8 protein-coding genes are annotated in these 12800 nt (G+C 63.0%); 3 read left to right on the top strand and 5 right to left on the bottom strand.

Translation table 11 applies throughout. From position 1 onward, the window contains the following. Window positions 1-44: 44 nt before the first annotated feature. The 3 genes from glgB to ACZ5Y5_RS03715 all read right to left on the bottom strand — a co-directional run bounded on the left by glgB (window position 45) and on the right by ACZ5Y5_RS03715 (window position 5994). Window positions 45-2204, bottom strand: coding sequence for a 1,4-alpha-glucan branching protein GlgB (gene glgB / locus ACZ5Y5_RS03725; RefSeq protein ID WP_464809857.1), 2160 nt, complete (start codon window positions 2202-2204; stop codon window positions 45-47). Between the two features lie 19 nt (window positions 2205-2223). Then, window positions 2224-4689 (bottom strand): glycogen/starch/alpha-glucan phosphorylase, encoded by a 2466-nt coding sequence (locus tag ACZ5Y5_RS03720; protein WP_464809856.1) that lies wholly within the window; start codon window positions 4687-4689, stop codon window positions 2224-2226. A gap of 105 nt (window positions 4690-4794) precedes the next feature. Next, window positions 4795-5994, bottom strand: a complete 1200-nt coding sequence (locus ACZ5Y5_RS03715) for a serine hydrolase domain-containing protein (protein ID WP_464809855.1) — start codon at window positions 5992-5994, stop codon at window positions 4795-4797. A 147-nt stretch (window positions 5995-6141) separates the two neighbouring features. On the opposite strand from ACZ5Y5_RS03715, the gene ACZ5Y5_RS03710 reads away from it, so the two are divergent. The 3 genes from ACZ5Y5_RS03710 to ACZ5Y5_RS03700 are packed head-to-tail and all read left to right on the top strand — an operon-like array spanning window position 6142 to window position 10055. Beyond that, window positions 6142-6654 carry an RNA polymerase sigma factor gene (locus tag ACZ5Y5_RS03710; protein WP_464809854.1) on the top strand — a complete coding sequence of 171 codons (513 nt, stop codon included), beginning with the start codon at window positions 6142-6144 and terminating at the stop codon, window positions 6652-6654. Window positions 6655-6709: 55 nt separating this feature from the next. Then, window positions 6710-7639, top strand: coding sequence for a FecR family protein (locus ACZ5Y5_RS03705; protein WP_464810461.1), 930 nt, complete (start codon window positions 6710-6712; stop codon window positions 7637-7639). Beyond that, window positions 7623-10055, top strand: a complete 2433-nt coding sequence (locus ACZ5Y5_RS03700; RefSeq protein ID WP_464809853.1) for a TonB-dependent receptor — start codon at window positions 7623-7625, stop codon at window positions 10053-10055. The genes ACZ5Y5_RS03705 and ACZ5Y5_RS03700 overlap by 17 nt, the downstream gene beginning before the upstream one ends. A gap of 266 nt (window positions 10056-10321) precedes the next feature. Here ACZ5Y5_RS03700 and ACZ5Y5_RS03695 read toward each other — a convergent pair whose 3' ends face one another. After that, window positions 10322-11197, bottom strand: coding sequence for a hypothetical protein (locus tag ACZ5Y5_RS03695; RefSeq protein WP_464809852.1), 876 nt, complete (start codon window positions 11195-11197; stop codon window positions 10322-10324). A gap of 74 nt (window positions 11198-11271) precedes the next feature. Continuing rightward, window positions 11272-12774: an Asp-tRNA(Asn)/Glu-tRNA(Gln) amidotransferase subunit GatB gene (gene gatB / locus ACZ5Y5_RS03690; RefSeq protein WP_464809851.1), complete on the bottom strand. Its 1503-nt coding sequence runs from the start codon at window positions 12772-12774 to the stop codon at window positions 11272-11274. Window positions 12775-12800 lie beyond the last annotated feature (26 nt).

The raw sequence follows: 12800 nt of genomic DNA, 5'->3' as shown, positions 1-12800 counted from the left end.
TCCTCTCCTTCATGCCCGCGACCGCCTTCGCGCGTTCGTCGGTGTCAATTGTCCAGTTCCAGCATCAGCGTGCCAAGCGGCGGGATGATGATTTCGGCCCAGCCATCTTCCCCCGCGAAGACCGACCCCAGATTGCCCGCTCCGCTGCCGCCATAATCGGCCGCGTCACTGTTCATGATTTCCCGCCAGCGTCCTGCGGCGGGCAGGCGCAGGCGATAGCCCTGCCGCAGGATCGGCGTGAAATGGCTGATGACGACGATGGGCGCTGCCCCCGGCGCCCGGCGTGCCCAGGCGAAGACCGAATCTCCCGCCGCATCCACCAGCACCCATTCGAACCCTTCCGCCTCGCAATCCCGTGCATGCAGCGCCGGGCGCGACCGGTATAGCCGGTTCAAGTCACTCACCAGATGTTGCACGCCCTGATGAGGCGCATGGTCCAGCAGATGCCAGTCAAGCGCCCGCGCCTCGCTCCACTCCTCGCGCTGGGCGAATTCCTGCCCCATGAACAGCAGCTTCTTGCCAGGGTAGCCCCACATCATTGCATAATAGGCGCGCAACGTTGCGAACTTCTGCCAATCATCGCCCGCCATCTTATGCAGCAGTGACGCCTTGCCATGCACCACCTCATCATGGCTCAGCGCTAGCACGAAATTTTCGGTGAAGGCGTAGAGCAGCCCGAAGGTGATATCGTCATGATGGTGCCGCCGATGCACCGGATCCCGCGCCAGATAGCGCAGCGTGTCATGCATGAACCCCATATTCCATTTGAACCCGAAGCCCAGGCCCCCTTCATGCACGGGATGCGACACTTTGGGCCAGCTGGTGGACTCCTCCGCGATCGTCATCACACTCGCATGCGTGCCGTAGATGGCCTTGTTCATCTGCTGGAGGAAATCGACCGCCTCCACATTTTCCCGCCCGCCTTGCGCATTGGGGATCCACTCCCCCTCCTTGCGCGAATAGTCGAGGTAGAGCATCGACGCGACCGCATCCACGCGCAGCCCATCGACATGATAGCGTTCCGCCCAGAACAGCGCGTTGTTGATCAGGAACTGCGCGACTTCCCGGCGGCCGAAATTGTAGATCGCCGTGTTCCAATCGGGGTGAAAGCCCTTGCGCGGGTCCTCATGCTCATAGAGCGCAGTGCCGTCAAAGCGCGCCAGCCCGTGCGCATCGGTCGGGAAATGTGCAGGCACCCAATCCAGGATCACGCCTAACCCCGCCCGATGAGCGCCATCCACGAAACGAGCAAATCCCTCCGGATCACCGAACCGGGCGGTGGGAGCATATAATCCGGTCGTCTGATAGCCCCAGCTCGGATCATAGGGATATTCGCTGATGGGCAGGAACTCGATATGAGTAAAGCCCATGCCGACCGCATAGGGGATCAGCCGGTTGGCCAGTTCGTCCCAGCTCAGGAAATGGCCATGCTCATCGCGCTGCCATGATCCGGCATGGACTTCATAGATGGAGATAGGCTCGCGCCGGGGATCGGCCTTTGCCCAATGATCGCGGTGCCGCTCATCCCCCCAGGCATGATCGGGAACATCCGCCACGATCGATGCGGTGGATGGTCGCAATTCCGACCGGAAGGCGAATGGATCGGCCTTCAACGGCAACAGCTTGCCGTCAGGTCCCATGATTTCGAACTTGTAGGGGCTGCCCGGTCCGACTTCGGGCAGGAACATCTCCCAAACCCCGGCATCCTGCCGCCGCCGCATCAGGCCCCTGCGCCCGTCCCAACGGTTGAAGTCCCCTACTACCGACACCCGCTGCGCATTGGGAGCCCAGACCGCGAAATGCGTGCCCTCGACCCCTTCATGCGTGATCAGATGCGCGCCCATCTTGTCGAACAGGCGGCCGTGCGATCCCTCCGCGAAATAATAGTCGTCAAGCGGCCCCAACACCGGACCAAAGGCGTAGGGGTCGACCACCCAATATTCGCCGCCATCCGGATAGACGGCATGGTAGCGCAAGGGCTGTCTTTTCCTGATCGACACCTTGCCGGAAAAAAGGCCCGCAGGGTGGATCTGCGTCAAGGGACCGGCCGCCTTGCCATCCAGCTTATAGGCCGTGACGCTGACCGCCTCGGGCAGCAGCACACAAGCGGTAAAGCCCTTATCCGCAGAATGGACGCCAAATGTCGCGAAAGGATCGTCCTCACGGCCTTCCAACAGCCGGGCGATCGCTTCCTGCGTCAGCACTGGTGGGCGCAACCTGTCATCAGAGCACCTTCCAGATATCGGTGGCATATTCGCGAATGGTCCGGTCCGATGAGAACCATCCCATCCGCGCGACATTGTGGATCGCCATCTTGGCCCATTTCCCCTGATCGCGCCAGATGGCATCCACCTTTCTCTGCGCCGCAGAATAGCTGTCGAAATCGGCCGCCACCATGAACCAGTCGTGGTCGTAAAGCCCCTGCACCAGGTCGCGGTATCGGCCTGGCTCGTCGGGAGAAAAGACACCGCTCGCAATCGCTTCAAGCGCCTGCCCCAATTCCCGGCTATGCCCGATCACATCGCGCGGATTATAGCCCTGCGACCGGCGCTCGTTTACCTCCTGCGCGGTGAGGCCGAAGATCACGATATTGTCTTCGCCCACATGGTCGCGCATCTCGACATTCGCGCCGTCCAGCGTCCCGATCGTCAGCGCGCCATTGACCGCGAACTTCATGTTTCCGGTGCCCGACGCCTCCATGCCCGCAGTGGAAATCTGCTCGGACAGGTCCGCGGCCGGGATCATCATCTCGGCCAGGGAGACGTTGTAATTGGGCACGAATTGCACCTTGAGCAGCCCCTGCACCGCCGGATCATGATTGACCGCTCGCGCCACGTCACCGGCCAGCTTTATGATCAGCTTGGCGTTGTGATAGCTCGGCGCCGCCTTGCCGCCGAACAGCTTGACGCGCGGCACCCAGTCCCGCTCCGGATGCGACCGGATCTGGTCATAGAGCGACACCGCCTCGATGATGTTGAGCAGTTGCCGCTTATATTCATGGATACGCTTGATCTGGATGTCGAACAGAGCCGCCGGATCGATCCGCGCATTCACCCGCTGCTTCAGAAGGTCGGCCAGCGCTACCTTGTTCGCGCGCTTGACCGCCAGGAACTTCTCCTGAAACGCGCTGTCGTCTGCGAAGCGATCAAGGTCCCGGAGAGCCTCCGGATCGTCCATGAACCGATCGCCGATTGCCTCGCGGATCAATTCGAACAGCCCATGATTGCACTGCATCAGCCATCGGCGGAAGGTGACCCCATTGGTCTTGTTGTTGATCCGCGCGGGATAGAGGCGGTGGAAATCGGCAAACACCGTCTCCTTCATCAGCTCCGTGTGGAGAGCCGACACGCCATTGACGCTGTGCGATCCGGCAAAGGCCAGATTGCCCATCCGCACCCGGCGCTCGTCCCCTTCGTCGATCAGCGATATGCAGCCGATCGCGCGGTCATCAAAATGCCCGGACCGCCGCGCCTCGCCCAGCAGGCGGCTGTTCACCGCATAGACGATCTGCATATGCCGGGGCAGCAGCCGCTCGAACAAGGGCACAGGCCAGCTTTCCAGCGCCTCCGGCAGCAGCGTATGGTTGGTGTAGCTGAACGTCCGCCGCGTCAGCTCCCACGCCTCATCGAAATCCAGCCCATGATCGTCCAGCAGTATCCGCATCAGCTCCGCAACGGCCACCGCCGGATGCGTGTCGTTCAGCTGGATCGCCGCCTTGTCCGCCAGCGTCCGGATGTCACCGAAATACTGAATGTGCCGCCTAACGATGTCCTGCAGAGAGGCTGACGAGAAGAAATATTCCTGCCGCAGCCGCAATTCCTGCCCCGCAGGCGAACTGTCCGCAGGATAGAGCACCCGCGTCAGCGCCTCAGCCCGGTTGCTTTCGGACAGCGCGCCCAGATGATCGCCGGCATTGAACTTGTCGAGCAGGATCGGGTCGATCGGCTGCGCTTCCCACAGCCGCAGCGTATTGACGCGCTTGCCGCGCCACCCAGCAATCGGCGTGTCATAGGGCGTCGCGATCACGCGCTCGGTCGGTCGCCAGTGCATCTGGTGCGGACTGGCCTCCGCGCCATCGGCAGGATCAACGCGCCCGCCAAAACCAATCTCGTAGCTCGCCTCGCGCCGCTCGAACTCCCACGGATTGCCGTGGGTCAGCCAGGTTTCCGGCAATTCAACCTGCCAACCGTCCGAAATCTCCTGCCGGAACATGCCGTTCACATAGCGGATGCCATAGCCATAGGCGGGCACATCCACCGTCGCCATGCTTTCCATGAAGCAGGCCGCCAGCCGTCCAAGGCCGCCATTGCCCAGCGCCGCGTCCGGCTCCAGCGCCGCGATGATGTCGATATCGACGCCCAGCGAATTGAGCGCCGCCTGAACATCGTCCAGCATTTCCATGTTGGACGCCGCATCACGCATCAGACGGCCGATCAGGAATTCGAGGCTCAGATAATAGACCCGTCGTCCCTGCTCTTCATAGGTTTTCTGGGTCGATGCGATCCATGCGTCGATCACCCGGTCGCGGATTGACAGGATCACCGCATGCAGCCAGTCGTGGGGCTTGGCCGCTTCGGCGTTCTTGCCGATGCGATAGGTCAGCCGTTCGACAATCTCATGGGCGAGCACCTGCGGATCGACTTGTCGGGGCGCAGGCTTGGGAAGCGTGGTATTGCCCTTGAGGTTCATGGGTTAAATCCCCCTTGGCTGAATCCGAACCCGATGATGGCACAGCGCCCTTACCATCGCCAACAGCAAATTTTTGCAGCGCAGCATGATCTTCGTAAAAGTGGATCAGCCCCGCCGCTCACAGATTGCCGCGCGCACGCCTTCACGTAACTGGCGGCGGAGCGGGTAAGCGTTAGACGGCAAGTGCTGTGTCATCAGCAAACCGATGATGCTCTCTCGCGGATCGATGAAGAAGAACGTCGAAAACACGCCGCCCCAAAAATATTCCGCGGTATCGAGATCGGTCGCAAAGCCCAGCCCAAAGCCTACGCCCGCATAATCCGCCTCGCTGAACATGGATGAGGAGTGGCGGGCAAGGTCGCCGCCGCCGGGCAGGTGATTGGCGTGCATGCTGGCGACGGTTTCGGGCTTCAGAAGACGCACGCCATCCAGTTCGCCCCCCCGCAACAGCATCCGCGCGAACCGATGATAGTCAGCCACTGTGGAGATCAGCCCGCCCCCTGCGGAGTGAAGCTGCAGCTTACGCCGCCAGCCGCTGCGCGCGCCCCTGTCGTACAGGGACAATCGGCCATCCTGACCCAGCTGCCACGCATCCGTCATCCGGCCCGCCTTCTCTTCGGGCAGGACGAAGAACGTGTCCTCCATCCCAAGCAGACCGAAGATGCGCTGTGCGAAAAAGGCGTCGAGGCTAAGGCCGCTCAGCCGCTCCACCACAACGCCAAGCACATCGGTCGAAACGGAATAATTCCATCGCTCGCCCGGCGAAAATTCCAGCGGCAACCCGGCCAGCAGCGCAATGAACTCGTCGGAACTGCGCTTCTGCTGAAATTCGTCCAACCCCAATTCCCTGTAGCGCGCATCGATCGGGGTCTGGCGCTGCAGCCCATAGGTGAGGCCAGATGTATGACGGAGCAGGTCGATCATCCGCATGGGCCGCTGCAACAGCTGCTCGTCCAAGCCCACCCGCAGCCTTGCAAATTCCGGCAGGACATCCGTCACTGGATCGTCCAGCCCGAGAAGCCCCTGCTCGACCAGCATCATGAAGGCGGTTGAGGTCACCGGCTTGGTCATGGACGCGATCCGGAACAGCGAATCCTGCGCCAGCGGCTCCCGCGTCGCGCGGCGAGCGCCGCTCACATGCGACAACAAAATTTGCTCGTCCCGTGACACCAGCAGTTGGAGATGAGGGATCTTGCCCGTGGCGACATAATCCGCGTGCAACGCCTGCGCGATTGCGTCCAACCGTGCGGGGTCCATGCCCGCGGCCTGCGCTGCCGCTACGTCAACTTGCGTCCTCGCTCGCATCCTGCCTCCAAATGCGCTCCTTTTCCTCCGCTAAAGCAGCAGGTACGACGGGGCAATGGCGGCGTCGGCTTTCGCTTGTCCATTGCCAAAGCCCTGCCACGCCCTCTATCTCAAGCCGCCTTCACCTGCACGGGAACCTTAAAGGGCATGGCCAGCGGCCTATCTGCGATATTTCTGGAGAACCGCCCTGCCCTGCTGCGCTTCCTGCGCGCGCGCGGCGCGGGCGATGATGCCGAAGATCTGTTGCAGGACATGTGGATGAAGCTGGAGGCGAAGGACCTTGGCCCGGTCTCCGATCCGCTGCCCTATCTTTATCGCATGGCCAATAATCTCATGCTGGACCGCTACCGCTCGGCCACCCGCCGTGAGCGGAGGGAGCAGCATTGGGCAGAGGGCGCCGGCGGCGTCATGGCCGATCCCAGCGAAGACATCGCCGTCGATGAACGGATGATCCTTGCCCAGCGCCTGAAAGAGGCCGAAGCCGTGCTGCACGACCTTGGTCCGCGCGTGGAGTTGGTCTTTCGCCGCTTCCGGATCGAAGGTGTGGGACAACGCCTGATTGCCGAAGAATTGGGCGTCAGCCTGACCACTGTGGAGAAGGACCTTCAAAAAGCTTATCGCGCCCTTGTCGCGTTACGGCAAAGGCTGGATACGGAATGAGCAGGCAGGCGGCGTCTTACCTGGCATGGGGTCATATATGACAGGGGCCAGCATCATGCTGCACGAGGAGGCGCTCGGATGGGTCATCCGTACGCGCGATCCGGATTTCGCCGACTGGGATGCCTTCACCCTCTGGCTGGAAGCGGACCCCGCCCACGCGGCCGCCTATGATGAACTACTGACCGCAGACGCCGACCTGCCGGACCTCCTGCCCGCAGACCCCATTTTCGCGCCCGCCCCCGCCAATGACGTTGGCGAGCGGCGCTGGCGACCGATGCGCTGGATGGGTGGCGGGGCACTGGCTGCCGCTCTGGTCGCGGCGCTCTCCATCGGCTTCTGGAACCGCACCGACATCTACACCGTCACCACCCGCCCCGGCGAAACGCGCAGCATCGCGCTGGAAGACGGCACGCGCATTGACCTCAACGGCGGCACCACTATTCGGCTCGATCATGACAACAGCCGCTTCGCCGCGCTCGACAGCGGGGAGGCCGCCTTCACCGTGCGGCACGACGCCAGCAACCCGTTCCGCGTGACCGTGGGGGAGGCGGTGTTTGAGGATGCCGGGACCATCTTCAACATTGTCCACAGCGCTGGAGCAACCCGCATCGGCGTGTCGGAAGGCAAGGTAATCTACAACCCCCAGGCGCAGGCCATCGCCCTCCCCGCAGGCCGCGGGTTGACGCAGGACGCCAGCGGCCTGCGCGTCATGAACGTCGCTCCCCAAGCCGTTGCAAGCTGGCGGCAGGGGCAGCTCAGCTACGACAATATGCCGGTGACGCAGATCAGTGCGGACATCGCCCGATCGATCGGCGTCCGGCTCACCACCACGCCGGGCGCTGGAGCGGTCCGCTTCACCGGCACCATCCGCCTGGACCGCAACGCGCCCCGCTTTTTCGCAGCCGCCGCCCCGCTGATGGGCCTTTCCGCCGTCCGACAGGGCGACGGCTGGCTGCTGAAGGAAGGGGATGCCGCGCCACGCTGACGTCCTTTTCGTCACCGCCATAGCCATAGCGGCCATATCGCCAGCCAGCGCGGCGGACAGACAGATGATCAGCATCGCCCCCGGACGGTTGGGCGAGGCGATCGTCGCGCTCGGCCGTCAGACGGGCGCCAGCATCGGCATTTCAGACCAGTCTCTGGCGATGATCCCGACGTCAGCGGTCAACGGCCGCCTCTCCCCCGAGGCCGCTTTGAAGCGGCTGCTCCATGGCACCGGCGCGGCGCTTCAGCGGATCGACGCGAACAGCTGGCGCATCATACGTCGCCCTCCCAAGCTCCGCCCAACTCCCGCGCCTTCTACGCCCCAGCTGCAGCCGCTTGCAGAACCTCAACCAGCCGAAATCATCGTCACCGCCTCAAAGCGCGACCTACCGCTGCCCCGCTATCCCGGCATGGTCGATGTCATGGATTATGGCGCTCTGACCAGTGGAGAAGCCGCATCCGGCACGGCCAGCCTGCTTGCCCGCGTGGCGAGCCTCAGTTCGACACACGCCGGAGCCGGGCGGAACAAATTGTTCCTGCGCGCCATAGCCGACTCCGCCGTCGCTGGCCCCACCCAGGCAACTACCGGCCAATATCTGGGCGACATGCGCCTCAACTATGCCGCGCCCGACCCTGACCTTCGCCTGTACGACATACAGGGCGTGGAGGTGCTGGAAGGACCACAAGGCACGCTTTACGGCGCAGGGTCGCTCGGCGGCATCATCCGCATGATCCCTAACCCGCCCAACCTCGCTCGCTTTGGCGGCCAGCTGTCGACGGGGCTCAGCGCCACCCAGCATGGCGAACCAGGCGGTGACCTGTCGGCAACCCTGAACGTCCCGATCGTCCCCGAAAAACTCGCTCTGCGCGTCGTAGGCTATGGCGTGCGCGAGGGCGGATATATCGACGATGTCGAGCGCAACCGAGATGATGTGAACCGCACCGGCATATACGGCGGCCGCGCCACGCTCCGTTTCGCCCCAAGCGACGACTGGCTGATCGACTTGAGCGGCGTGTACCAGCATATCCACGGCAACGACGCGCAATATGCTGACAAGACGGTAGGCAGCCTCGACCGCGCCTCTAGCGTCGCGCAGCCCTATTCCTCCGACTATGCGCTAGCCAATCTGCGGGTTGAGCACCAATGGAACGATCTGCGCTTCATCTCCTCGACCGGCTATGTCCGCAACATCCTGGCCGAAAGCTATGACGCGACCCAGACCGATACGCCACCCAGCCTGTTCCGCCAGCATAATCGCGTATCCATATTCTCGACAGAGAACCGCCTGGTCCGTGACCTGGACAACGGCCTCGGCTGGATCATCGGCCTCTCTTATCTCGAAAGCACATCGACGATCAGCCGGTCGCTAACCTCCTTCGGCATGGCGCCCGTGGAGGCGCAGGCCATAGCGGGCGTTCCACTCTACGGCTTCGGTCTGCCCGCGACAGCCACCGGCGTTCGCAACCGCATTCATGAAGCCACGCTCTTCGGCGAAGCCTCGTTCGAACCTGCCGCAGGTCTCGTCGCCACGCTGGGCGGACGCCTCACCAACAGCCGCCTATCGGGCCAGGCGATCGATCCCATCCCGCTGCTTTCCAGCGCAGAAATCGCGCGGGCCGAAGCGCAGGCCGACCGCAACGAAACGATCTTCCTCCCCTCCCTGTCTCTCCTGAGCGACGCCTTACCGGGCCTGACCATCTACGCCCGTTTCCAACAAGGCTTCCGCCCCGGCGGCCTGGCCGTGGACGATCAGCATGTCCGGCGGTTCAGCAACGACCGCGCATCGACATTGGAGTTCGGCCTCCGCAAGGGCCTGGCGGGCCGCGATCCAATCGCGCTCAGCGCCAATTTCGCCTATACCGACTGGCGCGACATACAGGCCGACGTCATCGACCGGATCGGCCTCCCCGCAACAGCTAATATCGGTGACGGGCGCATCTATACGTTCGAAGGGCGCATCGCCATCCGTCCGCTGCCGGACCTCACCCTGGACGGCAGCATCATCTATAATGACAGCCGCCTCAGCCAGCCCACGCCCTATGTCCGCGCCCTGACCAAGGTCGATCAGTCCATGACGCTGCCCAATGTCGCCAACCTCGGCGGCCGGCTCGCGATCGACTACCGCCACTGGATCAGCAACGACATCAGCCTGCATCTGAACGGATCGGCGCGTTATGTCGGCAAGTCGCGGGTCGGCGTCGGGCCTATCCTCGGCCGCACTCAGGGGGATTATGTCGACACGGCGGTCACCGCGAGCTTCGCGCGCGGCCCTCTCCAACTCTCCCTTTCGCTGACCAATATTCTCGACAGCAGCGGCAACCGCTTCTCGCTTGGCACGCCGTTCAACCTACGGGGCGACTATGTGACGCCGCTCCGCCCGCGAGCGATCCGGATCGGGATGGATTTCGCCTTTTAGGATTTCGTGACCCCGCTCCGTTCTGTTCGAGCGAAGTCGAGAACCAATTTGCGGGTCACTCGACACGCACGGAGAAGAGTCAGAATATTCCGAACGCGAAAAGAACGGTTCATCCCATCCCGCGCCGTCTAGCTGATGAAAAGCTGGCGGGCGCCACCCCACGACCTTCCTGGTCCGTCAGCCCTGCCATGAGGCTGTCCCGTCCCCCGGGACCGTGCCTTATGGACGGGGGCGCTGCTTGCTCCTCAGGCAGCGTCCCCATTCCATCACGGATGGACCGCGAAATCGAAGATGCGCGCCGATCCGGTGCCATGGCTCCACATGCCCGGTCCCGCCCCCACACTAATCGAGTAGATGAAACCATATTCGCCCGCGGGCAGGTCGGCCGACGGCGTCACCTTGAACACACCGGGCGTCACCTGTTCGTAGTCGAAGGCGATCCGATCCTTGTCCATCACGCCCGACTTCGCGCCCGCCAGGTTCATACTCCCCGTCCGCGTCTCGCGCCGGTCCTTCTTGACGTCAAAGCGGATGAGCGTGAACTCGTTGGGCGATGTGATCGCGCTCGCCGGCCCTGACAGCCAGGGCGAAGCCGTCCCGGCCTGAGACAAGCTACGGGTCGCTTCATCGAAATAGAAATAGAATGTCGGCCGCGCCCGCTTGGTCCGGACCCTGGCCGTTACGTTGGGGATCACCGCCTTGATGCTGAGCGACGCGAGCCCGCCGGTAAAGGCATAGCCCAGCAGTCCGCCAGTCTTGCTCTGGTTCGATGTGGTGGGATCAATCCGTACCATGCGCGTTTCGTTCAGCAGATAGAGGCCGGACGGATGCGGTACCAGCGGATCAGGAGAATCCGCGGAAAAACCGGCCTTGGCTGAAACTGCCCCCTCCGAACCGGACTCGATCATGGCCGCGATTACCGGCCCCGACACGCCGCGCTTCTTGAGTGCGATCAAGTCCTCGGTGGCCAGCGCATAATGACCGGCCGACGCCCTGATCTTCGCGATCACCGCATCGTCGCCCAAGCCCGCCTGGACCAGCGCCACCACCATATCGTTGGTCAGTGTTTCAGCCTGCGCCGTCATGGGCAGCGCGCCTGCCGCCATCAGCGCCAGCGCCGCTATCAATGTGCGTGCCCTCATCCTTCGCCCCCCTGTCGGCGGAAGCGCCCCCGCTTCCGCCTGATATCCAAGGGGTTTAGGCAGCCTTCTTCGATTCAGGCAAGCGCCTTGCGGACCAGTTCGTTGACGACTTGCGGATTGGCCTTGCCCTGCATCGCCTTCATCGTCTGCCCGACGAAGAAGCCGAACAGCGCTTCCTTGCCGGCCTTATACTGCTCGACCTTGTCGCCATTGTCGGCCAGCACCTTGGCCACCGCTGCTTCGATCGCGCCCGTATCGCTGGTCTGCTTCAGGCCCTTTTCTTCCACGATCTTGGGCGCGCGATCGCCGGTTTCGAGCATGATCTCGAACACCTGCTTGGCGATGGTGCCGCTAATCGTGCCGTCCGCAACGAGCGCCAGCAATTCAGCGCCCTCTTCCGGGCCGACCGGGCTGTCTTCAAGGCTCTTGCCGAGACGATTGAGCGCGCCATACAACTCCGACAGCAGCCAGTTGGCCGAAGCCTTGGCGACTTCGCCCTCGCTCTTCTTCTGGATGCGCGCGCCTTCGGCCAGCAGCGCCTCGAACCAGCGGGCGGTGTCGGCATCCGCAGTCAGGGTCGCGGCATTATAGGCGGAAAGGCCCAGCTGCTCCTCATAGCGGCGGCGCTTGGCGTCGGGCAGTTCGGGCAGCGACTGGCGGCAGTCTTCCAGGAAAGCATCGTCCAGCTCCAGCGGCAGCAAGTCGGGATCGGGGAAGTAGCGATAGTCATGCGCGTCTTCCTTCGACCGCATGGACCGGGTTTCATTCTTGTCCGGATCATAAAGGCGGGTTTCCTGCACCACCTTACCGCCGGCCTCCAGCACATCGACCTGACGGCTGGCTTCATATTCGACCACCGCCATGACGAAGCGGACCGAGTTCACATTCTTCGTCTCGGTACGGGTGCCGAATTCATGGCCCGGCTTGCGCACGGACACATTGACGTCCGCGCGCATCGAGCCCTGATCCATATTGCCGTCGCACGATCCGACATAGCGCAGGATCGTCCGCAACTTCGACAGATAAGCCCCCGCTTCAGCAGGCGAGCGCATATCCGGCTTGGACACGATTTCCATCAGCGCCACGCCGGATCGGTTGAGGTCGACATAGGAGCGCGTCGGGTGCTGGTCGTGCATCAACTTGCCGGCGTCCTGCTCGACATGGATGCGTTCGATGCCGATGCGCTTCGTGGCGGCATCAGGATTTTTCTCGTCGAGATTGATCTCGATCTCACCTTCGCCCACCAGCGGGTGGTAGAGCTGGCTGATCTGATAGCCCTGCGGCAGGTCCGCGTAGAAGTAATTCTTGCGGTCGAAACGCGACCATTTGTTGATCTTCGCATTGATCGCCATGCCGGTGCGCACAGCCTGACGGATGCACTCCTTGTTCGGCACCGGCAGCATGCCCGGCATCGCCGCATCGACCAGCGATACCTGCGTATTAGGTTCCGCACCAAAAGCCGTAGCCGCGCCGGAAAAGAGCTTCGCCTGGCTCGTCACCTGCGCATGGACTTCCAGGCCGATCACGACCTCCCACTCGCCGGTTGCGCCCTGAATGCGGTATGCTGTCTCGGTCATTGTCCAACCTGTCATCCCAGCGAACG

The sequence above is a fragment of the Sphingobium sp. TomTYG65 genome, assembly GCF_055395525.1.
Note: the sequence above shows the minus strand (reverse complement) of the source record. Positions and strands in the feature narration are given on the sequence as shown.